This is a genomic window from Massilia sp. BSC265, from assembly GCF_000740675.1.
Classification (GTDB): domain Bacteria; phylum Pseudomonadota; class Gammaproteobacteria; order Burkholderiales; family Burkholderiaceae_D; genus Telluria.
Map to the genome: position 1 here is coordinate 19,645 of NZ_JPXI01000023.1, position 22,080 is coordinate 41,724.

A 22,080-nucleotide genomic window follows, 5' to 3' on the forward strand; every position below is an offset into this window, starting at 1 on the left:
CAGGGTGCTGGTTCGCTACGAGCGGGGCGGCCTTGCAGGCGCGCGTGCCCACGATGTGAAATACATCCGACAAGGAGCGACGTGGATGGAAGTCGTGCGGCACACCCGCCTGGCATGGACCGGCCGGCCGCGCGCATTCGGTCCGGGCACCGGCACGGTGCCGCCGCCGATGCGCAGGCCATCCGTCCCCTGACCCGAAACGGAGCGCAGGCCCCCGCTTCCGCACCATAAGTTCGATTAATGAACTATCATTGCTCGCAGCCCGTCTGCTCATGTATGACCCAGGGCAGTGAAATAATAATTCAAATACGAGACCATAATGAAATCTTCTTTCATCGCACCAGCGCTGCTGTGCGCTTCGATGCTGGCTGTCGTTCCCGCGCATGCCCAGCAATTCAATGTTCTAGTGTTCACCAAGACTGCCGGCTGGCACCACGACGCCGTGCACGCCGGCGTCTCCGCCGTGGAAGAACTCGGCAAACTGCACGACTTCAAGGTGTTCTGGACCGCCGACCCCAACCGTGTGATGAACGATGCCGAGCTGTCGAAGTACCAGGCCGTGGTCTTCCTGCTGACCACCGGCGACGTGCTGGACGAAAAGCAGCAGGCCGCCTTCGAGCGCTACATCCGCAAGGGCGGCGGCTTCGTGGGCGTGCACAGCGCCTCGGATACGGAATACGGCTGGCCGTGGTACACGAAGATGGTCGGCCACATGTTCCACGTGCACCCGGCGGTGCAGACCGCGGTGCTGCAGGTCCGCGAGCGCAACTTCCCCGGCATGGAGCGCTTCGCGCCGCGCACCCTGTTCACCGACGAATGGTACGAGTTCGGTCCCGCCACTTCCAGCAAGCTGACCTACCTCTTGAGCGTCGACGAGTCCACCTACAAGCCGGAAGCCAACTGGCCGGAGCGCAAGGGCAAGGGCATGGGCGCCTTCCACCCCATCAGCTGGTACCAGGCCTACGACGGTGGCCGCGCCTTCTACACGGCGCTGGGCCACATGCCGGCGACCTACCGTGATCCGGTGTTCCTGCACCACCTGTACGGCGGCATCTACTGGGCGGCAACGGGGCGCGGCTTCCGGGCCGAATGAGGCCTCCAGCTCCCCGTGTAGCGCGTGAAGCAACGCAAGGCCCTCTGGACCTCTGGAGCCTGCTCCTGACACCGGCCCGGCGAAAGCTATGCGCGCCGCTCCTGGGCAGCCCCGATCCTCATCGCCCTGATCGCGAACTGCGCCATTCCGTTCGCGGCCGGCCTCGTGGCCGGCTACCGTGCCACGGCCGGTACTGATCCTTTCCTCGGGCTCGGCCCGCACGAGACGCCATGGACGCGACGCTGCAGACACCAGCAGGCGCCCCCGCCCTGCGGCAGCACGCAGGCAGACGCCAACAAAAGCGCGTGAGTTCAATGCAACCGGGCCGCGAGCCATGACATACGATTGCTGTTGAGACGATGACAGCCTAGCAAAACAGGCTTGGCTCACATGCGCACATTGTCTCGCCGCGCCACCGCTACTCCGCGTCCGCGCGGATCCTCAGGCTGGACTCCTTCGCCGGACTCCAGCTGCCCGCCAGGCGCCAGCCGTCCTCCTTGCTTGCGCCTTCGACGACCACCTGCCAGTGCGTAGGCTCCAGCCCGGGCGCCTCGGCCGCGAAACGCCCCTGCCCGTCCGGCAGCGCTTCCAGCACGCGGTCGCGTTCCGGCTGCGTCGGGTGCGCCAGCCGGATGCGGAAAGGCTGCCGCACCGGCTCGCCGTGGCTGCGCAGGCTGCCCGTAACGCGGCCGACGGCGGCGTCGTGGCCGGCCTCGAATACCAGTCCCAGACGACCCGCCACGCGGTCGCGGCGCAGTTCCTGGTTGATGGCCTTGCCCTGCTTGTAGTAGTCGCCGACCACCATCGCGTCCGGTCGGCTCGTCGCCAGCCAGATCATGACGACGCCGCCGACCAGCACCAGCACGGGGCCGATCATCAGGAACCAGGGCCAGCGGTGCCGGTACCAGGGAGCGGCCGGCTGGAGGCTCGGATTGGCTTGCATATGCTTGTTCCTTTTACTTGGGTACGATGAATGCCGCTTCTTCCGTCACGCGCAGCGCCGCATTGTCCGTCGATGCCAGCGTAAAGGCGATCCGGTTCGATCCGGGGTGCCCGTCGCCGCCGGCGATGCGCACCCGCACCGGCACTGCGCGCGTAGTGGCCGCGTCGATCTCGACAAGGTCCTCGTCGGCGACCTTCGCCGAGGCGATGCCGTCCACGGTAATGCGCAGGCTTTGCGCCTCCTCGGTCGTGTTCATGACCTGCAGCCGGTACACGTTCTCGATCATCCCGTCCTCGACCTCGCGCCCCATCGAACCGCGGTCGCGGATCACGTCGAGCTTGAGCGGATTGCGCAGCGCCAGCGAGGCGACCATGGCGGTGCCGAGGATCGCCAGCACCGCGGTGTAGATCAACACGCGCGGGCGCAAGACGCGGCGGCGCACCTGGCTTGGGGAAAGTTTCGCCGCCAGCGCATTCTCGGTGGCATAGCGGATCAGGCCACGCGGGCGGCTCACCTTGTCCATGACACCGTTGCAGGCGTCCACGCAGGCGGCGCAGCCGATGCACTCGTACTGCAGGCCCTGGCGGATGTCGATCCCGGTCGGGCACACTTGCACGCACATGCTGCAGTCGATGCAATCTCCTGTGTTTGGCGTCCCCATGCGGGCATGGGCTGAACCTCGCGGCTCGCCGCGCGCGGCGTCGTAGGTGACGATCAGGGTATCCTTGTCGAACATCGCGCTCTGGAAGCGCGCGTACGGGCACATGTACTTGCATACCTGCTCGCGCAGCCAGCCGGCGTTGCCGTAGGTGGCCAGGCCGTAGAAGGCCACCCAGAAGCTTTCCCATGGTCCGAGTCCGAACGAGGCGAGGTCGAAACTCAGTTCGCGTACCGGCGTGAAGTAACCGACGAAGGTAAAACCGGTCCACAGCGCCACCAGGCCCCAGGCGGCGTGCTTGCCGCCCTTGCGCGCGATCTTTTCAAACGTCCACGGCTGGCGGTCGAGGCGAATGCGGGCGCTCCTGGCGCCTTCGAACTTGCGTTCGATCCACAGGAAGATCTCGGTGTAGACCGTCTGCGGGCAGGCGAATCCGCACCACACCCGGCCCGCCACCGCCGTCACCAGAAACAAGCCATAGGCGCACAGGATGAGCAGCGCGGCCAGGTAGATGAAGTCCTGCGGCCACAGCACCAGCCCGAACAGGTAGAACTTGCGGCTGGCCAGGTCGAACAGCACCACCTGGCGGCCGTGCATCTCGAACCACGGCAGGCCGTAGAACAGCAACTGGGTGAGCCAGACGCAGGCCCAGCGCAGCGAGGCGTAGCGGCCCTTGACCTCGCGCGGGTAGATCTCCTCGCGCGCCGCGTACAAGCGGACCACCGCCTCCTTTGGCGCATTCATTTTGCTTGCGCCGTGACGATGGGCTTCGACGCGGCCTGGTTCGACAGGCTCCACACGTAGGCGGCTAGCACGTGCACCTTCTCCTCGCCGAGGAATTCGCCGAAGGCCGGCATGGTGTTGGTGCGGCCCTTGCGGATGGTTTCCATCACGGTCTCCGGGCTGCCGCCGTACAGCCACACCTTGTCGGCCAGGTTCGGCGCACCCATGGCCGGGTTGCCCTCGCCCTTGCTGCCGTGGCAGGCCACGCAGGCGGCGAACTTCGGCTTGCCGAAGGCGACCTTGATCGGGTCTGCCGGCAGGCCGGACAAGTCACGCACGTAATGCGCCACGTTCTCGATGTCCTTGTCCGAACCGAGGGCCGCGCCCATCGGCGGCATGGTGCCGACGCGGCCCTGCATGATGGTCTGCTTGATGACGTCGGGCTCGCCGCCATGCAGCCAGTCGCGGTCGGCCAGGTTGGGGAAGCCCTTGCTGCCGCGCGCGTCCGAGCCGTGGCATTGTGCGCAATAGGTCAGGAACAGGCGCTCGCCGATGGCATGGGCCTGCGGGTCGGCGGCCACGGCCTTCAGGTCCTGGTTGGCGTATTTCGCGAACAGCGGGCCGAAGTCCGCCTTGGCCTGCTTCAGCTCGGCCTTGTATTCGCCGGCGGAGTTCCAACCGAGCTTGCCGGCGTAGCTGCCCAGGCCGGGATACAGCGCCAGGTAAGCGAAGCCGAACACGATGGTGAGCCAGAACAGCACGATCCACCAGCGCGGCATCGGCGTGTTCAGTTCGGTCAGGTCCTCGTCCCAGACGTGGCCGGTGGTTTTCTCGGGCGTGCCGTCGGCGCGCAGCTTGACGCGGTAGGTCGACTGCGACCACAGCAGGATGCCGCAGCCGAGGATCGACAGCACCGTGATGACGGCGACATACCAGTGCCAGAACTCGTTGAAGAAATCAGCCACGGTTGCTCTCCCCTGCCTTGTCGGCCGCGTCGTCCATGAAGGGCAGCTGCGCAGCCTTGTCGAAGTCGCTGCTCCGGCGCAGCACGTAAGTCCAGCCGACGATGCCCAGGAAGGTCACGAAGCTGATGACGGTCATGACGCTGCTGGCGTCGTCAAAGATCTGCTGAATAGCCATGTTCAATTCCTCGTCTTGATCTGGGTGCCCAGACCCTGCAGGTAGGCGATCAGCGCGTCCTGCTCGGTCTTGCCCTCCACTTCGCCCGGCGCTGCGGCGATCTCGGCCTCGCTATAGGGCACGCCTAGGCGCCGCATCGCGCGCATCTTCGGGATGATCTCGCTGGGGTCCAGGCGGGCAGCGGCCAGCCACGGATAGCCCGGCATGTTCGATTCCGGCACCACGTCGCGCGGGTTGTCGAGGTGGGTACGGTGCCATTCGTCGCTGTAGCGGCCGCCGACGCGCGCCAGGTCCGGGCCGGTGCGCTTCGAGCCCCACTGGAACGGATGGTCGTAGACGAACTCGCCTGCCACGGAATAATGGCCGTAGCGCTCGGTCTCGGCGCGGAACGGACGGATCATCTGCGAGTGGCAGTTGTAGCAGCCTTCGCGGATGTAGACGTCGCGGCCGGCCAGGCGCAGCGCCGAGTACGGTTTCAGGCCTGCCACCGGCTCGGTGGTGGACTTCTGGAAGAACAGCGGCACGATCTCGACCAGGCCGCCGAAGGAGATCACGAGCAGCACCAGGCCAATCAGGAGCCACGGGTTCTTCTCGATCCATTCATGCGTAAACTTCTTCTTCATTCTGTGCTCCGGTGGTTCAGGCGTGGGCAGCTTCAGGCTGTACGTGGTGCGGGTAGGGCTTGGCCGGGCCGGTCGGGATCGGCACATCCACGCTCTTGGTCCCGCTCAGCGTCTTCCAGGTGTTGAAGGCCATGATCGCCATGCCCGACAGGTACAGGAAGCCGCCGGTGAAGCGGATCACGTAGTACGGATAGGTGGCCTTGACGCTTTCGGCGAAGGTATAGGTCAGGGTGCCGTCCGGGTTCACCGCGCGCCACATCAGGCCCTGCATCACGCCGGCGATCCACATCGAGGCGATGTACAGCACGATGCCGATCGTGGCCACCCAAAAATGGGCATCAACCAGTTGCATGCTCCACATCTGTTTTTTACCGGCCAGGCGCGGGATCAGGTAGTAGATCGAGCCCATGGTGATGAAGCCGACCCAGCCCAGGGCGCCGGCATGGACGTGGGCGACGGTCCAGTCGGTGTAGTGCGACAGCGAGTTGATGGTCTTGATCGACATCATCGGGCCCTCGAAGGTGGCCATGCCGTAGAAGGACAGCGAGACGATCAGGAACTTCAGGATCGGGTCCGAGCGCAGCTTGTGCCAGGCGCCGGAGAGGGTCATGATCCCGTTGATCATGCCACCCCACGAAGGTGCCAGCAGGATCAGCGAGAACACCATGCCGATCGACTGTGTCCAGTCGGGCAGCGCGGTGTAGTGCAGGTGGTGCGGGCCGGCCCACATGTAGGTGAAGATCAGGGCCCAGAAGTGCACGATCGACAGGCGGTACGAATACACCGGGCGCTCTGCCTGCTTCGGGATGAAGTAATAGACCATGCCCAGGTAGCCGGCGGTGAGGATGAAGCCCACCGCGTTATGGCCGTACCACCACTGGATCATCGCGTCCTGCACGCCGGCGTAGGCCGAGTAGGACTTCATGGCCGACACCGGCATCACCGCGCCGTTGACGACGTGGAGGATGGCGACCGCGAGGATGTAGGCGCCGAAGAACCAGTTGGCCACGTAGATGTGCTGGACGCGGCGCTTGATGATGGTGCCGAAGAAGACCACCGCATAGGCCACCCAGACGATGGTGATCAGGATCGCGATCGGCCATTCGAGTTCGGCGTATTCCTTGCCGCGGGTGAAGCCCATCGGCAGCGAGATCGCGGCCGACACCAGCACCGCCTGCCAGCCCCAGAAGGTGAAGCTGGCCAGCCTGTCCGAGAACAGGCGCACCTGGCAGGTGCGCTGCACCACGTAGTAGGAGGTGGCGAACAGGCCGCAGATGCCGAAGGCGAAGATGACCGCATTGGTGTGCAGCGGGCGCAGGCGTCCGTAGCTCAGCCAGGGAATGTCGAAGTTGAGCGCGGGCCAGGCCAGCTGCGCCGCAATGAAGACGCCGGCGGCCATGCCGATCACGCCCCACACGACGGTCGCGATGGCAAACTGGCGCACGATCTTGTAGTTATAGTTTAGACTGGTGTCCAAGATGCTCTCCTGAAAATACCTTGATGGATGACGATCAGGAGTGTCGTTTCTCGCAGTGCAAAAATCCTTGATGTGAATCAAATTGTTCAGCATCAGATGAGCTATGCAACAGCATCTTGCGGCCGAGTGCGCGGGACGTGTTGAATGAAAAATCAACGATGCGACTTTGAGATCATTCAAGGATCTCGACGGACACTCGGAAAGGAAGGAACACCGCCATGCCGCCTCTATCGCAATCCGTATCGGAAGAACTGAGCAAGCGCCTGCACCAGGCGCGTCAAGACCTGCTGCACACCGTACGCGGTCGCACCGGACCACAGGGTGACGACGCCCCGCCGATCGGCACGCTGGCTCACCTCGGCCAGCCCGACGACGGCTCGCAAGCCGAAATGATCAGCCACAACGAGCAGCACCTGGCCGAGCATGAGTCGAGCCTGCTGCACGAGATCGACGTCGCCATCGGCAAGCTCGCATCGGGCGGCGCCGGCATCTGCGAATCCTGCGGGCGCGACATTCCCGAGGCGCGCCTGCTGGCCACGCCGACGGTGCGCCTGTGCATCGAATGCCAGGCGCAGCTCGAGAAAGACCAGCATACCGGACGTGGCCCATCGATGTAGGCGCGCATCCAGGCCGGCCCCCACGCGGCTGCCGGCGGAGGCGGTCACGCGGGACGATCGTCGTCCACCAGGATCCGCATCCCCGGCCCTTCGAGGTCCTCGAACTGGCCGCTCTCCGCCGCTCCGAAAAAGATCCATACCGCCAGCGCGACCAGGATCACACTCAGGGGAATCAGGAGATAAAGCGCTTCCATATCAATCCTTCCGCAGCCGCAGCGCGTTGAGCACCACGATTGCCGAGCTGGCTGCCATGCCGATCCCGGACAGCCAGGGGTTGAGCAGGCCGGTCGCCGCGGCGGGGATCGCAGCCAGGTTGTAGACCGAAGCCCATATTAGGTTCTGGCGGATGACCGCCAGCGTACGGCGCGCGGTGTCGGCGGCATCTGCCAGTGGCAGCAGGCTGTCGCCCAGCAGTACGCCGTCGGCGTGCACCTGGGCCAGCTCGGCGCCCCGGCCCATGGCGAAGGACACATCGGCGCCGCGCAGGACGGCGGCGTCGTTGGTGCCGTCGCCCACCATCGCCACCACCGCGCCGTCCTGCTGCAGCTCGCGTACGAAGGCCAGCTTCTCGGCCGGGAGACGTCCCCCGAAGGCGGCGGCAATGCCGAGCTGGCGCGCGACCGCACTGCTCGCTTCCTGGTCGTCGCCGCTGAGCAGGATCACGGTCTTGCCGGCGTCCTGGAAGCGCCGCACCACGTCGCGCGCCTCCTCGCGCATGCCGTCCGCCAGGTCGAAGCGCGCCAGCCAGCTGCCTTCGCAGCCGAGCCAGGCCATCGAGGTGCCCGGCGGCCCCGCCCAGCGCGCCGCGCCGCCGGCCAGCTCGGCAACGTAATCCGCCGTGCCGATCCGGTAGAGGACGCCGTCGATGCTGCCTTCGATACCGCGTCCGAATTCGGCGCGCAGGTGCTGGGCGCTCAAGCCATGCGTTTCCATTGCGGCACGGATCGCCATGCCGATCGGATGGGAGTTCTCGGCCTGCAGCGCCGCGCCGATGCGCAGGCACAGGTCGACGTCGAGCGGGCCGACCGGCTGCACCTGGCGCAGCACTGGACGGCCCAGGGTCAGGGTGCCGGTCTTGTCGAACACGACATGGGTGGCGCGCTCGAAGGTTTCCAGCGTATGCGGAGCAACGGCCAGCACGCCGCGGCGCAGCAGCCGGTCGGTGGCCGCGGCCAGCGCGGTCGGGGTGGCCAGCGACAGCGCGCACGGGCACGACACCACCAGCACCGCCACCGCGGCGTGCCAGGCACGCGCCGGGTCGACGCTGCTCCAGATCAGGTAGACGGCCACGCTCAAGACCAGCAGGCCCAGCACGAACCAGGCGGCGACGCGGTCCGCCCACAGCGCGATCGCCGGCTTGCCCTGGCCGGCGCGCTCGACCAGCTTGACCAGCATCGCCAGGGTGCTGTCGCGCGCCGCCGCGGTGACGCGCACCACGATCGCCTGGCCGGCATTGACGGCGCCGCCCGGCAGCACCTCGCCCGGCCCCATGCGGCGGGTCCGGCTTTCGCCGGTCAGGAGGGAAAAGTCCAGCTCGGTGCTGCCCTCAGCGATCACGCCGTCCGCCGGCACCGCCCGTCCCGGCGGCACCAGCACCAGTTCGCCCACCGCCAGCACCGTCGCCGGCACCAGCTCGGTATCGCGCTCGGCCGGATCGCCGCGCAAGCGCAGGCCCGAGGCCGGCACGCCGCCGCGCAGCGTGTCGAGCGCCTGGGTGGCGCGCCGGCGCGCGCCCAGCTCCAGGTAGCGGCTACCCAGCAGCAGGAAGACGAACATCGTGATCGAGTCGAAATAGACGTCGCCTTCGCCGGAAGCGAGGGTCACGCAGCTGCCGGCAAAGGCGGCGGCGATGCCCAGCGCCACCGGCACGTCCATGCCCGGCACGCCGCGCCGGATGTCGCGCCAGGCGCCCGCGAAGAAAGGCAGCGCCGAATAGAACACGGCCGGCAGGGTAAGCGCGAACGAGGCCCAGGCCATCAGCGCCCGCATGTCGGCGTCCATGGTGCCGTCTTCCGCCAGGTAGACCGGCACTGCGTACATCATCACCTGCATCATCGACAGGCCGGCCACGAACAGCTGGCGGAACAGCGAGCGGCGCTCGCGCTCGAGCCGTTCCGCGTGGCGCTGCGCATCGTAGGGCGCGGCAATGTAGCCGATGGCGCGCAAGGCCCGCACGATGGCGCTGGGACGGCACAGGGCCGGGTCCCAGCGTACGAACACGCGCCCGGTGGCGACGTTCAGCGCAACTTCGTGCACGCCGGCCAGCTGTCCCAGGCGGCGCTCGACCAGCCAGACGCAGGCGCCGCAGCGCACCCCTTCGATCGAGAAGCTGCCCTCGCCCGCCATGCCCTGCTGGTCATACAAGGCCAGCTCGGGTTCGTCCGCCCGGGCGGCGCTCGATGCCGCGTATTCGGTGCGCACCTTGTAGTAATCGGCGAAGCCGCCGGCGACGATCGCCTCGGCCGCGGCGGCGCAGCCCGGGCAGCACATGCTGCGCAGCGCACCGTCGACGCTGGCCTGCCAGCGGCTGCCCTCCGGAACCGGCGAGCCGCAGTGAAAGCAGCCTGCGGCGGCGGCACCGATGTCGGCGCTGTCGACGGCATCGTTGGCTGCTGCCGACGGCGCGTCCTTGACCAGCTCCACCGGCGGCACGACTTCTGCCAGCGCCGCGCTCATCCTCCGGCTCCCGGCGCGGCTCCGGACGCGACGCACAAGACATCGATCCAGTGCGCCCCCATGCCGGCGGCCGGCGTGCCGGGCGCCGACATCCCGCCGGCCGCGCGCCACAGGCCGAGCAGGCCGAAACCGAGGATCAACAGGCCACAGGCCAGCCGCACCTGGCGCAGCTGGAACAGGGTGCGCAGGCGCATCCCGGCCAGACCGATCGCCGCCAGCATCGGCAGGGTGCCGAGACCGAAGGCCAGCATCACACTGGCGCCCTTGATCGCGGAACCGCTCAGCATGGCCGTCACCAGCATGCTGTAGACCATCCCGCAAGGCAGCCAGCCCCATACCGCGCCCGCTGCGAACATGCGTCCCGGCGTGGCGGCCGGGCCCAGCTGGCGCAGCAGCGGGGAGATGCGGCGCCACAGCGCCTGCCCACCCTGTTCCAGCACGGCCAGCCCGCGCCACGCATCCATCAGGTACAGGCCCAGGGCTACCAGCATCAGGTTGGCAAGCACGTAGGCGCCGGCCTGCAGTGCCGGCAGGCCGGCGAGGCTGGCCGCGCCGCCCGCCACGCCTCCCGCAAGCGCGCCGGCCACGGCATAGCTGGCAATGCGCCCGGCGTTGTAGGCGGCCACGTGCGCGACCACGGGCGCCACCCGCTGGATGGCCACGGTACGCACTGGAACCGGAAACGCCGGCCGCGGCGCGACCGACAGCGCACCGACGATGCCGCCGCACATGCCGGCGCAGTGGACGCTGCCGGCCAGGCCGACCAGGAATACCGGGAAGAGGCTGACGTTCATACGGTCTGGGAGTGGTGCCGCGACATGTCGCGGCACGACCCTTCATCCTTGGTCCTGGCCGCGAGGTAGCGGTCGAACACCATGCACACGTTGCGGATCAGGAGGCGTCCCTTCATGGTCACGGTCAGCCATTCCGGACCGACGGTGACCAGGCCGTCGTTCTCCATTTCGCGCAGGCGCTCCAGCTCCGGCGCGAAGTAGTCCTTGAACACGATCGGGAAGGCCTGTTCGAGCGCCGGGATCGACACTTCGAACTGGCACATCAGCTTCTGGATCAGGCTGCGGCGCAATGCGTCGTCCATGCCAAGGCGGATGCCGCGCGCCACCGGCAGCTCGTTCTGGTCGAGCAGGTCGTAGTATTCCTCGAGGGTCTTGACGTTCTGGCTATAGGTGGCACCGACCGCGCCGATGGCCGAGACGCCGCAGGCCACCAGGTCGGTGTCGGCGTGGGTCGAGTAGCCCTGGAAGTTACGGTGCAGGCGGCCCTGGCGCTGGGCCACGGCGAGGTCGTCGCCGGGCTTGGCGAAATGGTCCATCCCGATGTACACGTAGCCGGCCGCACCCAGGCGCTCGATGCACAGCTGGAGCATCTGCAGCTTGGTGTCGCTGGACGGCATATCGGCTTCCACGATGCGGCGCTGCGGCTTGAACAGGTGCGGCATGTGGGCGTAATGGTAGACGGCGATACGGTCCGGGTTCGCCGCGATCACCTTGTCGATGGTCTGGCGCATGGTGTCCAGGGTCTGCTTCGGCAGGCCGTAGATCAGGTCGATGCTCACCGAACGGAAACCGGCGGCGCGGGCCGCGTCGATCACGGCGCGCGTTTCGAGTTCGGGCTGGACGCGGTTGACGGCGCGCTGCACCTCGGGGTCGAAATCCTGCACGCCCAGGCTGATGCGGTTGAAGCCCTGGCGGCGCAGCAAGTGCACGCGCTCGGCGGAGACGGTACGCGGATCGACCTCGATCGAATACTCACCCACCTCGTCCGGTGCGAAGCGGAAGCTGCGGCGCAGGTGGGCCATCAGGTCGTCCATCTGGGCGTCCGACAGGTAAGTCGGGGTGCCGCCGCCGAAGTGCAGCTGCTCGACCTCGTTCATGCCGCCGAACAGGGCGGCTTGCATGGCGATCTCGCGCTTCAGGTAAGACAGATAGGTCGCGGCTTTCTCGCGCTTCTTCGTGACGATCTTGTTGCAGGCGCAGTAGTAGCAGACCGTGTCGCAGAACGGGATGTGCAGGTAGAGCGACAGCGGACGGGCGCTGCCGCGGGTGAGCAGACCGGCAACGGCGTGCAGGTAGTCGCGGTAGCCGAACGCCTCGTCGAAGCGGTCGGCGGTGGGGTAAGAAGTGTAGCGCGGGCCGTTCTTGCCGAGGCGCTTGATCAGGTCGGCGTCGAAATCGACGGTGGAAAAAGTTGCAAATTCGCCTGCATGATGGGATGCCGGGCGGGTTGCCGGGTGGGCGGCGATGGGAACCACGGGCTTGCCCACGGCCGGAAACGCTGTTGCGTGCATGTCAATCAACTCCTGCTGCTGCCAGCTTGCGGAACTGCAAACCGGCTCGAATAACAGGCAGTTTATTGATCAGCGTCTGGCAAATCCTTGACTTGCATCAAATACGGTCGAGTCAGGCGCTTATCGCCGCGCCGGAACGCCTTCGTCGAGCTTGAACACCGACAGCGCCTGCACCAGATGGCGCGCCTCCTCGGCCACGCTGGCCGAGGCGTTGGCCGACTCCTCGACCAGGGCCGCATTCTCGCGGGTGATCCGGTCGAGCTGGGCCATGGCTGCGTTGACCTCGGCGATGCCCTCGTTCTGCTCGCGGCTGGCGCCGGTGATGCCGTTCATGATCGCGGCCGCCTCCGCTACCTGCGCCACGACTTCGCGCATGGTCTGGCCGGCGTCGCCGACCAGCACATTGCCTTCGCCGACGTGTTGCACCGAAGTCTCGATCAGGGTCTTGATCTCCTTGGCTGCCGCCGCCGAACGCTGGGCCAGGCTGCGCACCTCGCCGGCAACGACGGCGAAGCCGCGGCCCTGTTCGCCGGCACGGGCAGCCTCGACCGCCGCGTTCAGCGCCAGGATATTGGTCTGGAAGGCGATGCCGTCGATCAGGCCGATGATGTCGACGATGCGCTTGGCCGAGGCGCTGATGTGGCCCATGGTGTCGCCCACCCGGCCCACGGCTTCGCCGCCGCGTCCCGCGACGTTTGACGCCGCCACGACCAGCCCGTCGGCGCGCACGGCGCTGTCCGTGTTGTGGCCGGCCGCCGCGGCGATCTGCGCCAGGCTGCCCGCAGTCTGCTCGAGGCTGGTTGCCTGGGCTTCGGTGCGGCTGGCCAGGTCGCCGTTGCCGGCGGCGATCTCGCGGGTCGCATGCTCGATCGAGGCCACGTTGCGGCGCACGTCGCCGACGATGGCCTTCAGGTTGACGTTCAGCTGGCGCAGCGCCAGTTGCAGGCGGCCGATCTCGTCGTTGCGGCCGCCCCGGCCTAGCTCGCATGGATGGGCAAGGTCGCCCCCGGCCAGCGCGTGGACGGCGGCGGTGGCCTCGCGCAGGGGACGCGCGATGGTGCGGTGCAGTTCCGCCCAGGCGGCCAGCGTCGCCACCACGCCGCCCCCGGCGAGCAGCTTCCACGCCAGGCCATCGGCGGCCAGGCCGAGGCCGGCCATCAGCACCGACTGGCTGGCCATCATGATGCCGAGGCGGCGCGACAGCGGGAGCGAGCGCAGCGCATCGAGGCGAGCGCGCCAGCCGAGATGGACCGGCACCCCGCGGCGGATCGCCAGGCCTTCCGCCTCCCCTAGCCGGAATTTCCGGTACAGCTCGCTCGCCGCCTGCACCTGCTCGCGGCTGGGCGCCGTACGTACCGACATGTAGCCGGTGACGCGGCCGCCTTCCTTGACCGGCACCACGTTGGCGACTACCCAATAGAAATCGCCGTTCTTGCGGCGGTTCTTGACCAGGCCGGTCCAGGGCTCGCCTGCATCCAGCGTCTGCCACAGGTCGGCAAAGGCTTCCGGCGGCATATCCGGATGGCGGACGATGTTGTGCGCCTTCCCGAGCAGTTCCTGCTCGCTGAAGCCGCTGACTTCGACAAAGCTGGGATTGACGTAAGTGATGCGGCCCTTGGTGTCCGTCTTCGAGACGATGGACTGGCCTTCCTTTAACAGGTATTCGATGCCGGTAACCGGCAGGTTGCTGCGCACGATGACTCCTAGTTGCCCGCAGGCAAGAAAATTCAGCGCACGATTTTAGCTAAGCCGTATCGGGAAATTTTTGACCTGCATCAAATTCTACCGAACTGGTCGAGCGCGCCCGCCCGGCAGAGCCTGCCGGCGACGAGCTTCCCGACCTGGAACTGCTCCTGGCGCCGAAACCATGTCGGTGCGGTGTACCAGAATGCCTCGTCCGACAACGGCAAGACCTGGTCCTTCCCCACCCTCACCGACGAGGCCGAACTATTCGAGATCGGAAAATCCTTCCCGAGCAACGCCATGCGGGGCGTCTGGTTCCGAAACCCTATAGACATCGAGCTAGGGCGCTTTGCTTGTACGACGAATAAGACCTCGCCCGGATTGCATTACCCTCGATCAGATAGAACTATTGCTCTTCGTTAAATGTTTCCACTAGTGTAAGCTCTCGTCATGGATAACATGACCCACTCGCTCGTCGGCCTGGCGCTAGGGGAACTGGTCGATCGTGCCCTGCCCGCATCAGCCGACCCTGCCCGGGGCCGCACCCGCCGCCGCGCCCTCCTGATCACGGGCCTGCTGGCCAGTAATTTTCCCGACCTGGACCTGGTGCTCACGCCGCTATTGCCGGCGCCCCTGGGCTACCTGATCCACCACCGCGGCCATACGCACACCCTCCTGTACGCGCTGCCGCAAGTGGTCCTGCTGCTGGCACTGACCTGGCTGCTGTGGCCGGCCGCGAGACGACTCCTGAGAGAAGACCGCAGTGCGCGCCAGGCCGTCATCGCGACCGCCCTGCTCGGCATGGTGCTGCACCTGTCCTTCGACGGGTTGAACGTGTACGGGGTCCACCCTTTCCACCCCTTCGATTCGCGCTGGCTGTACGGCGACCTCGTCTTCATCGTCGAGCCGGTATTCTGGACCGCGCTCGGCTTCGCCCTGGCCCTGCTGGCGCGGCGCGCGATCCTGCGCTGGCTGGGACTGGCCTTCTTCGCGGCCATGCCGGTGCTGTTCACCTGGATCGGCTTCCTGCAATGGGGCTCGCTCGCCGGACTGGCCGGTGTGGCGCTGCTGGTCGCCGGCGCGAACCTGAAACTGGGTGCGCGCGCGGGACTGGTAACGGCCTTGCTCGCCTGTGCCGGCTTCGTCGGCATCCAGGCCGTGGCCGGGCAGCTCGCGCGCGGGGAGATCCGCACGGCGCTGGAACGGGTGGCGCCGGGCAGCCGCGTGCTCGACATCCCCCTGTCTTCCTTCCCGGCCAATCCGGTCTGCTGGTCCTTTGCCACCGTGTCCGCAGGCCCGGCAGCCGGCAGCTATGGCGTGCGCGTCGGCGTGCTCAGCCTGGCGCCCGGCCTGAGTCCGGTCTGGGCTTGCCCGGAACGTTTCGGGGGCGTGACCGATAGTGCCACCGATGCGGACGTCAGTCCGGGGGCCAGCCCGGCCGCTCGGGACCGACAGGGCCCGCAAACAAGCTCGGCTGCAGCGGCAGCCCAGGCCCTGCCGAGGGCGACCGCCGCATTGGCCTGGAAATTCAGCGAGACCGGCAGCCTGGCCGATTTCCGCACGCTGCAGCGGACCAACTGCCACTTCGATGCCTGGTTGCGCTTTGCACGCGTGCCCTCGCTGGCCGGGGGCATTGCCACCGACATCCGCTTCGGCGCCCCCGACCAGCCGAATTTCTCGACGCTGCCGTATGCCGCCCGCGCGGCCGAGCCCTGCCCCGCGCCGCTGGCGGACTGGGGCTATCCGCGGGCCGACCTGCTCGGCTGGAAGGGACAGCAGCGGCGCTAGCGGGCGCGCCGCACCGGCATTCGTAACTGGCCGCCGGCCAGCACCCTTCCCCGCCTGTCGGCATGGGCGATGACGCGCTCGAAGAAGTCCACCAGGCCCGGCGCATGCAGGTCAAAGCAAAATTGGTCACGCACCTGCCACACGCGCTCGCGCAAGGCGGCCATGGCGGCGCGGTCATGCAGTTGGTCTGCCAGACCGTCGATACTGCCGAAGAACACCCCGATGCCCAGGCGCCGTGCCAGCGCCTGCGCCGCCACGATGGCGCCGCCGTTATCGAACTGGATCATCGGCAGCCCGGCCGCCGCCAGCGTTGCGGCGCGCGCCGGAATGTTCAGGTCGTCCCAGTCCGCGCGGCGGATGTCGCCCCCGTTCTGGCTGCGAAACACGTGCAGCCAGCCGGCGTCGTATTGAGAAAACTCGCGCACCCATCCGTCCGGGTCGACGTTCTGGTGCAGGTGCAGGTGCTCCGGCGCCACCGCGCCTGCCTTCGTTATCCATTCTCGCCACTGGCCCTGCGTAAAGTCTCCATAAAAATGCAGGTGGATGCCGTGACCTGCCAGCTCGGCAACCGTGGATGGATGCAGCCCGATCGGCCGCCCGGGCACCACGGTGTGCACCTGCCCGCCCGCGCCCGGCCTGGATGCGGAGAGCAAGGGCGAGCACTCCTGCAGGAACCAGGCACGGCGCGGCAAGTCGCCGTCGAGCACGTACTCGGGACGCCCCGCGGGAAGCTTCGGCACGGCCGTGGCGAACCAGTCGCGCATCTCGGGGCTGCTGAAGATGCAGCCGTCTGCCAGCCGCACCAGGTCGGCCAGCAAGGGCCAGGTGCCCTTCTCGATGCAGATGAAAGGCCCCTCCTTGAAATGCCAGACGAAGGGAATGTCCGGCGTGTGCATCAGCAGCTCGTGGGCAAAAGGCACAGCCTGCCAGTTGAGCTGGGCATAGACGATGTCGGGTTCGATGCGCGCCAGCGCTTCGCGCCAGCCCTGGCGCGGCAGCTCCTCGACCTGGCCGAAGGGCAGCGGCCCGACCGTGTTGTACCAGTACGGGGCCGGCGTCCATAGTCCGTACAGCCGGTGCCCCAGGGCTTCCAGGGCCAGCACGCGGTCGGCGTTGTAGGCCAGTTCGCCGGCCAGCACGATCTTCAGGCCCGTCCGTGTGCCCGCCATCGGCGCCGAACGCGCCTGCGCATACAGGCGTTCCTCGTCGATGGGGTTGCCGGTGGTGGTGTGAAAGCGCAGCGGCCCGCTCACCCGATAATGCTGGCGGAAGGGATTGATGCCGCCCACGGGCTCGCGCATGCGCTTGTGACGCTGGCCGGGATGGTCGACCCATTCGCAGCTGATCGCGCGGCTCGGTGCGAAGGCGCCCTCGGCGCGCAGGGCATTCCAGAACAGCCGGTCGAGGTCGTCGCTCTCGAGTTCGGCGCGCTCGCGCCAGCGCAGCGCGGTACGGCGGTGCAGGCACTGGACCAGTTGCAGGCACTCGCCAGGGATGACGCCCTCGGCGCTGCGGTTGTAATGGTGGCGCACGCCGGCATAGGCCAGCACCGCGCCGGGCTCGCGCTCGAGACAGGCCACCAGTGCCGCCAGGTGCGCGGCATACCAGACGTCGTCGCTCGGCAGGTAGGCCAGCAGTTCGCCGCGAGCGGCGTCGAGGCCGGCATTGATGGCGCGCCCCAGCCCGCCATTGCTGTCGAAGCGCAGGTAGCGCACGCGCGGGTCGGCCAGCCAAGGTGCGAGGGCAGTGGCGGTATTGTCGCAGGAGCCGTCGTCGACGATGATCAGTTCCCAGTCGACATAGGTTTGCGCCCACAGGCTGTCGAGGGCGCGCCCGATGAAGGCTGCCTGCTCGAAGGTCGGCATGATCACGCTCAGGCGCGGAGGATCGTTGGCAAACGCGAGGGCGGATCCGGAAGCGGACGGCTGGCTGCTCATGGCGGCGGCTGGTGATGGGCGACCACGCCAGATTAGTAGGCGGCACCCGGCCGCGTTTGCGGCATGTCAGCAGTGCGCAGCGTCCTCCTTCCATCCCCGGCCGCGATCCTGGCCGCCCGAGCACGGGCGGCGCGGGCACTGCGTGCAGCGGCGCCGCCACAAGCTATACTCGCGGCATGAATCCCGACCAGGCCCTCCTAGACACCGCTTGCTACTGCTCCGCGCTGCGCCAGGCTTCGCGCTACGTCACCTCGTTCTACGACCAGATGCTGTCCGGCTCCGGCCTGCGCGTGACCCAGTTCGCGATCCTCTCGCGGCTCAGGCCGCACCCGGCCACCGTGACCCAGCTGGCGCAAAGCATGGTGATGGACCGCACGACGCTGGCGCGCAACCTGCAGCCACTGGTGCGCGAGCAGCTGGTGCAGGTGCGCGCCAGCGAGCAGGACCGGCGCGAGCGTGTCATCGAGCTGACCGCTGCGGGCCGCGACAAGGTCGAGGCCATCCTGCCCGCCTGGCGCCGGGCCCAGGCCAGGTTCGACGAGCAGTTCGGCGCGGAACGCGGCGCCCAGCTGCTGGCAACGATGCGGGCCGTGGTCGACAGCGGACTGCATGAAACCGGCGAATTGCCCGGGGGCGGCGGCGACTGATCGGTATGGCGGGCGCGGCACCTGCCGTTTTTTCAGTAAAATCGTCAGTTTAGCTCCCCTCGAACTGCCGTGACCCCTACCGAACCCATGCTGGCCTTCCTGTCGAACGGTGGCGCCACCGGCGCCCGGATTCACGCGCACGACTGGAACAGTCACCCGCTCGGACCGATCGCAAGCTGGCCGGCGGCCCTGCGCACGACGCTCGGCATCGTGCTGGGCTCGGCCTTCCCGACCTTCCTCGCCTGGGGCCCGCGGCTGGAGTTGTTCTACAATGACGCCTACCTGCCCCTGCTCGGCAACAAGTCCGCCGATGCACTCGGCCGTCCGCTGCCGGAGGTCTGGGACGAAGTGTGGGATTCGGTCGGCCCCTACGCCCACCGCGTGCTCGCGGGCGAGTCCTTCTTCTTCGAGAACTACGCCACCACGCTGGAGCGCCATGGCTACCGCGAGCAGGCCTGGTTCACCTTCTCCTACAGCCCGGTGCGCGACGACCAGGGCCTCGTCCGCGGGGTGCTGTGCACGGTGATCGAAGTCAGCGACAGGGTGCGCGCGCTGGCCAGGCACAAGGAAGCGGAAGAACACCTCGCCCTCTCGCTCGAAGCCTCGGGCAACATCGGCACCTGGTCCTATGACCTCGACACCGCCGCCACCTATGTGGACGAACGCTTCGCGCGCCTGTTCCGGGTCGACGCCGCACTCGCCCGCGAAGGCACCGAGCTGGTGCGTTTCACCGACATGATCCATCCGGACGACCGCCCGGCCGTACTGGAAGCCATCGACCGCGCCATCCTCACCGAGACCCTGTACGACATCGAATACCGGATCCCGCAGCGCTCCGGGGTGGACGTGTGGGTCAACGCACGCGGCAAGGTGTTCGTCAATCCGGAGACCGGCGGCCGGCGCTTCGCCGGCATCGCGGTGGACATCACCGAGCGCAAGCACGCCGAGCAGACCCGCATCGAGAGCGAACGGCAGGCGCAGGCGGCCACGCTGCATGCGGACGAGAACGCGCGCAGGCTCGACGTGCTGCTCGAGGCTGCGCCGGTCGGCATCATCTACGCGGATACACAGGGTCGCCTGTTGCGGGCGAATGCCGCCAACCGCCAGATCTGGGGCAGCTATCCGCAGTCCGAAAGCATGGAAGAATACGGCGAATGGAAAGGCTGGTGGCCCGCCGGGACGCACCTGGCCGGCCGGCGCCTGCAGGCGAACGAATGGCCGGTCTCGCGCGTGCTGCTGGGCGAGGAACAGGTCTCCGCGGTGGTCGAGATCGAACCCTTCGGCACGCCCCCGGGGGAGCCTGTCGGGCGCCGCACGGTCCTGATCCGTGCCGCCGCCATCCGCGACCGCGACGGCGCCATGCTCGGCGCAGTGGCGGCCAACATGGACATCACCGCCCAGGTCGAGGCGGAACGGGCCATGATGGAAAGCGAGGCCAAGTTCCGGCTGATCGCGGACGCCATCCCGCAACTGGCATGGTCGGCCGACGCAGACGGCACCAACGATTACCTGAACGCGCGCTGGACCGAATTCACGGGCCTGCCTGTCGAGCACCTCCGCGGCAACGGCTGGGGCGATATCGTCCATCCGGACGACCTGCAGGCCCTGCTCGCGGCCTGGCATCGCAGCCTGGCCAGCGGCCAGCCTTACGAGATCGAGCACCGGCTGATCCACCGTTCGGGCGGGTACCGCTGGATGCTCAACCGCGCCCTGCCCCAACTCGACCGGCACGGCAAGGCCACGCGCTGGATGGGCACCCTGACCGACATCCACGACAAGAAGGCCGGCGAGGACGAGCTGCGCGCCCAGGCGCGCCGCAAGGACGAGTTCCTGGCGATGCTCGCGCACGAACTGCGCAACCCGCTGGCGCCGATCAGCAATGCCGCCCAGCTGCTGTCGATGGCCACGCTCGACCCGCAGCGCGTGCGCCAGTCGAGCGAGGTGATCATCCGCCAGGTACGCCACATGAGCTCGCTGGTGGACGACCTGCTCGACGTCTCGCGCGTCACGCGCGGCCTGGTGGAACTGGAGCGCGAGCAGGTCGACATCAAGACGATCGTCGCCAGCGCGGTCGAGCAGGCGCGCCCGCTGATCGAGGCGCGCGGCCATGCGCTCGACCAGCACATGGCATCGCAACGCTGCTGGGTGGTCGGCGACCGGATCCGGCTGGTGCAGGTGATCGTCAACCTGCTCAACAATGCCGCCAAGTACACCGGCCAGGGCGGCACCATCGCCCTGTCGGTCGAGACAGACAGGGCGAGCGTGACGATCGCGGTGCGCGACACCGGCATCGGCATCGACCGCACCATCCTTCCCCACGTGTTCGAGCTGTTCACCCAGGCCGAGCGGACGCCCGACCGCTCCCAGGGCGGGCTCGGGCTGGGGCTGGCGCTGGTGCACAGCCTGGTGCAGCTGCATGGCGGCCGGGTCGCGGCCTACAGCGAAGGGCTGGGCAAGGGCAGCACCTTCACGGTGACGCTGCCGACCATCGAGGGCGCCGAAGCTGCGGCCACCGGCGCAGTGCAGGCGGCGGCGTCCGCCCACGCCGGCGCCGCCCGGCGCATCCTGGTGGTCGACGACAACGTCGATGCGGCGCTGTCGCTGGCCGAGGTCCTGCGCTCGCTGGGACACCAGGTAGCGACCGCGCACAATGCGCACGAAGCGCTGGCCCAGGCCCGGCGCGAGTGGCCCGACGTCTTCATCCTCGACATCGGCCTGCCCGACATCGACGGCTACGCCCTGGCGCGCCGGCTGCGCGAAGATGTGGCCATGGGTGCGGGCACTCGCGGCGCGACCCTGGTCGCCCTGACCGGCTACGGCCAGGCCCATGACCGGGTGCTGGCGAAGACGGCCGGCTTCGACCATCACTTCGTCAAGCCGGTCGATCTGGCACCGCTGGGAGAGATCATCGAGCGTGCGCCGATCCAGGCATGAAGACAGGCTTGATCGGGCGTGGCCCGTGCAATACGCATTTCCCCAAGACGTGGCAAGGAACGATGCTGGCGCTTTCCTTTCGCCGGCTGGCCCGGCGGTTCACGAAGGACGCCCATGCAGTCAACCGCGTCGATCCGGCACCGGCCGGTCCGTTCTCGCCGGTCCCGCCATCGCCGTAGTACGACGGGATCGTCTACGTCGGTGCGACGACGCCCCCCGCGGTGACGGAGCCGACGATGGACGCCGCCGTTTCCCGCTGAGGGGAGATGGCGTCATCGGGTCGGGTTGAGCATGCGGACGATATGGCCGGCCAGCCAAGGGCTTGTTAGCTTTCGGAAACGTCACCGGCTCATCCATAACGCGGGGAAACGACTATTTCGTCCGTTACGGTTTGGAACAATTTCGAATCGTGCACACCCGCGCGCGGGATTACGATTTATTCATGAACTTCAGCTTTTCAACCCCAACCAGCGGCACGTGCCTGGTGAAGCTCTGGGCCAGTGGACGCTACGGCTTTTCGCTGCCGAAGAAGGTCGAGATCACCGGCCAGGATGGCGTGACCTCGACGTATCTGTATCACAGCCGGAAAGTCGGGCTTGCCTCCGAACTCACCAACCGCACGCTTGTCAGAATCGCGATTGCCCAGTTCCTGCAAGGCGCCGTGGGTGATGTCCGCCAGGTCGACGATACGGTGACGCCCTTCTCCGGCACCCTGACGCAGATCCGGCCCTTCGCCCCGCCGCCGCCGCCGCCGCGGGTGCGGCCCTCCCGGGTCATGCCGAGAACAGCGACCGGCCGGGTGGCCTGTGCCAAGGAGGCGGCATGAATTCAACACG

General features: G+C 67.6%; 19 protein-coding genes. 7 read left to right on the top strand and 12 right to left on the bottom strand.

What is annotated here, in order from left to right; all coding sequences use genetic code 11:
• Positions 1-319: 319 nt before the first annotated feature.
• Positions 320-1,093: a ThuA domain-containing protein gene (locus tag MA09_RS04050; RefSeq protein WP_036245674.1), complete on the top strand. Its 774-nt coding sequence runs from the start codon at positions 320-322 to the stop codon at positions 1,091-1,093.
• A 418-nt stretch (positions 1,094-1,511) separates the two neighbouring features.
• Here the strand turns inward: MA09_RS04050 and MA09_RS04055 are convergent, their stop codons facing one another.
• From MA09_RS04055 to ccoN, 6 genes are read right to left on the bottom strand one after another with little or no spacing between them, the layout of a single operon-like run.
• Positions 1,512-2,036 (bottom strand): FixH family protein, encoded by a 525-nt coding sequence (locus tag MA09_RS04055; RefSeq protein WP_036245675.1) that lies wholly within the window; start codon positions 2,034-2,036, stop codon positions 1,512-1,514.
• Positions 2,037-2,049: 13 nt separating this feature from the next.
• Positions 2,050-3,438 (bottom strand): cytochrome c oxidase accessory protein CcoG, encoded by a 1,389-nt coding sequence (ccoG, locus tag MA09_RS04060; protein ID WP_036245676.1) that lies wholly within the window; start codon positions 3,436-3,438, stop codon positions 2,050-2,052.
• Positions 3,435-4,382: a cytochrome-c oxidase, cbb3-type subunit III gene (gene ccoP / locus MA09_RS04065; protein ID WP_036245677.1), complete on the bottom strand. Its 948-nt coding sequence runs from the start codon at positions 4,380-4,382 to the stop codon at positions 3,435-3,437. Before ccoP ends, ccoG begins: the two co-directional genes overlap by 4 nt.
• Positions 4,375-4,557, bottom strand: coding sequence for a CcoQ/FixQ family Cbb3-type cytochrome c oxidase assembly chaperone (locus tag MA09_RS04070; RefSeq protein ID WP_036245678.1), 183 nt, complete (start codon positions 4,555-4,557; stop codon positions 4,375-4,377). The genes ccoP and MA09_RS04070 overlap by 8 nt, the downstream gene beginning before the upstream one ends.
• Positions 4,558-4,559: 2 nt before the next feature.
• On the bottom strand, positions 4,560-5,180 hold the full coding sequence (gene ccoO, locus MA09_RS04075) for a cytochrome-c oxidase, cbb3-type subunit II (RefSeq protein ID WP_036245679.1): 621 nt from the start codon (positions 5,178-5,180) through the stop codon (positions 4,560-4,562).
• A 16-nt stretch (positions 5,181-5,196) separates the two neighbouring features.
• Complete coding sequence (gene ccoN / locus MA09_RS04080) at positions 5,197-6,657, bottom strand: cytochrome-c oxidase, cbb3-type subunit I (protein ID WP_051933151.1); 1,461 nt, start codon at positions 6,655-6,657, stop codon at positions 5,197-5,199.
• Positions 6,658-6,875: 218 nt separating this feature from the next.
• Here ccoN and MA09_RS04085 point away from each other — a divergent pair, with 218 nt between their 5' ends.
• A complete protein-coding gene (locus MA09_RS04085) occupies positions 6,876-7,274 on the top strand; it encodes a TraR/DksA family transcriptional regulator (protein WP_036245680.1) in 399 nt (132 codons plus the stop codon).
• A 44-nt stretch (positions 7,275-7,318) separates the two neighbouring features.
• On the opposite strand, the gene ccoS is transcribed toward MA09_RS04085, so the two are convergent.
• From ccoS to MA09_RS04110, 5 genes are all read right to left on the bottom strand, one after another.
• Entirely contained in the window at positions 7,319-7,468 is a 150-nt protein-coding gene (gene ccoS / locus MA09_RS04090) for a cbb3-type cytochrome oxidase assembly protein CcoS (RefSeq protein ID WP_036245682.1), read from the bottom strand.
• Between the two features lies 1 nt (position 7,469).
• On the bottom strand, positions 7,470-9,950 hold the full coding sequence (locus tag MA09_RS04095) for a heavy metal translocating P-type ATPase (RefSeq protein ID WP_081897412.1): 2,481 nt from the start codon (positions 9,948-9,950) through the stop codon (positions 7,470-7,472).
• Complete coding sequence (locus MA09_RS04100) at positions 9,947-10,744, bottom strand: sulfite exporter TauE/SafE family protein (protein ID WP_036245684.1); 798 nt, start codon at positions 10,742-10,744, stop codon at positions 9,947-9,949. The genes MA09_RS04095 and MA09_RS04100 overlap by 4 nt, the downstream gene beginning before the upstream one ends.
• Positions 10,741-12,255 carry an oxygen-independent coproporphyrinogen III oxidase gene (gene hemN / locus MA09_RS04105; RefSeq protein ID WP_081897413.1) on the bottom strand — a complete coding sequence of 505 codons (1,515 nt, stop codon included), beginning with the start codon at positions 12,253-12,255 and terminating at the stop codon, positions 10,741-10,743. Before hemN ends, MA09_RS04100 begins: the two co-directional genes overlap by 4 nt.
• Before the next feature lie 120 nt (positions 12,256-12,375).
• Positions 12,376-13,950 (bottom strand): PAS domain-containing methyl-accepting chemotaxis protein, encoded by a 1,575-nt coding sequence (locus tag MA09_RS04110; RefSeq protein WP_036245686.1) that lies wholly within the window; start codon positions 13,948-13,950, stop codon positions 12,376-12,378.
• A 12-nt stretch (positions 13,951-13,962) separates the two neighbouring features.
• Between MA09_RS04110 and MA09_RS24440 the strand changes: the two genes are divergently transcribed.
• Positions 13,963-14,361, top strand: coding sequence for a hypothetical protein (locus tag MA09_RS24440; RefSeq protein WP_152594554.1), 399 nt, complete (start codon positions 13,963-13,965; stop codon positions 14,359-14,361).
• A gap of 36 nt (positions 14,362-14,397) precedes the next feature.
• Positions 14,398-15,726: a metal-dependent hydrolase gene (locus tag MA09_RS04120; RefSeq protein WP_229440550.1), complete on the top strand. Its 1,329-nt coding sequence runs from the start codon at positions 14,398-14,400 to the stop codon at positions 15,724-15,726.
• Here the strand turns inward: MA09_RS04120 and MA09_RS04125 are convergent.
• Positions 15,723-17,663 (bottom strand): glycosyltransferase family A protein, encoded by a 1,941-nt coding sequence (locus MA09_RS04125; RefSeq protein ID WP_051933152.1) that lies wholly within the window; start codon positions 17,661-17,663, stop codon positions 15,723-15,725. The two genes, MA09_RS04120 and MA09_RS04125, sit on opposite strands and share 4 nt — an antisense overlap.
• Positions 17,664-17,839: 176 nt before the next feature.
• On the opposite strand from MA09_RS04125, the gene MA09_RS04130 reads away from it, so the two are divergent.
• The 3 genes from MA09_RS04130 (at position 17,840) to MA09_RS04140 (ending at position 22,070) form a co-directional block, all read left to right on the top strand.
• Positions 17,840-18,310 carry a MarR family winged helix-turn-helix transcriptional regulator gene (locus MA09_RS04130; protein WP_036245689.1) on the top strand — a complete coding sequence of 157 codons (471 nt, stop codon included), beginning with the start codon at positions 17,840-17,842 and terminating at the stop codon, positions 18,308-18,310.
• Positions 18,311-18,379: 69 nt separating this feature from the next.
• A complete protein-coding gene (locus tag MA09_RS23570; protein WP_152594555.1) occupies positions 18,380-21,244 on the top strand; it encodes a PAS domain S-box protein in 2,865 nt (954 codons plus the stop codon).
• A 442-nt stretch (positions 21,245-21,686) separates the two neighbouring features.
• Entirely contained in the window at positions 21,687-22,070 is a 384-nt protein-coding gene (locus MA09_RS04140) for a hypothetical protein (RefSeq protein WP_152594556.1), read from the top strand.
• Positions 22,071-22,080 lie beyond the last annotated feature (10 nt).

What these genes read in the sequence shown, in the direction of transcription:
- MA09_RS04050 (WP_036245674.1), top strand. Translation starts at nt 320, where the DNA reads ATGAAATCTTCTTTCATCGCACCAGCGCTGCTGTGCGCTTCGATGCTG.
- MA09_RS04055 (WP_036245675.1), bottom strand. Translation starts at nt 2,036, where the DNA reads ATGCAAGCCAATCCGAGCCTCCAGCCGGCCGCTCCCTGGTACCGGCAC.
- ccoG (WP_036245676.1), bottom strand. Translation starts at nt 3,438, where the DNA reads ATGAATGCGCCAAAGGAGGCGGTGGTCCGCTTGTACGCGGCGCGCGAG.
- MA09_RS04070 (WP_036245678.1), bottom strand. Translation starts at nt 4,557, where the DNA reads ATGGCTATTCAGCAGATCTTTGACGACGCCAGCAGCGTCATGACCGTC.
- ccoO (WP_036245679.1), bottom strand. Translation starts at nt 5,180, where the DNA reads ATGAAGAAGAAGTTTACGCATGAATGGATCGAGAAGAACCCGTGGCTC.
- MA09_RS04085 (WP_036245680.1), top strand. Translation starts at nt 6,876, where the DNA reads ATGCCGCCTCTATCGCAATCCGTATCGGAAGAACTGAGCAAGCGCCTG.
- ccoS (WP_036245682.1), bottom strand. Translation starts at nt 7,468, where the DNA reads ATGGAAGCGCTTTATCTCCTGATTCCCCTGAGTGTGATCCTGGTCGCG.
- MA09_RS04095 (WP_081897412.1), bottom strand. Translation starts at nt 9,950, where the DNA reads ATGAGCGCGGCGCTGGCAGAAGTCGTGCCGCCGGTGGAGCTGGTCAAG.
- MA09_RS04100 (WP_036245684.1), bottom strand. Translation starts at nt 10,744, where the DNA reads ATGAACGTCAGCCTCTTCCCGGTATTCCTGGTCGGCCTGGCCGGCAGC.
- hemN (WP_081897413.1), bottom strand. Translation starts at nt 12,255, where the DNA reads ATGCACGCAACAGCGTTTCCGGCCGTGGGCAAGCCCGTGGTTCCCATC.
- MA09_RS04120 (WP_229440550.1), top strand. Translation starts at nt 14,398, where the DNA reads ATGACCCACTCGCTCGTCGGCCTGGCGCTAGGGGAACTGGTCGATCGT.
- MA09_RS04125 (WP_051933152.1), bottom strand. Translation starts at nt 17,663, where the DNA reads ATGAGCAGCCAGCCGTCCGCTTCCGGATCCGCCCTCGCGTTTGCCAAC.
- MA09_RS04130 (WP_036245689.1), top strand. Translation starts at nt 17,840, where the DNA reads ATGAATCCCGACCAGGCCCTCCTAGACACCGCTTGCTACTGCTCCGCG.
- MA09_RS04140 (WP_152594556.1), top strand. Translation starts at nt 21,687, where the DNA reads ATGAACTTCAGCTTTTCAACCCCAACCAGCGGCACGTGCCTGGTGAAG.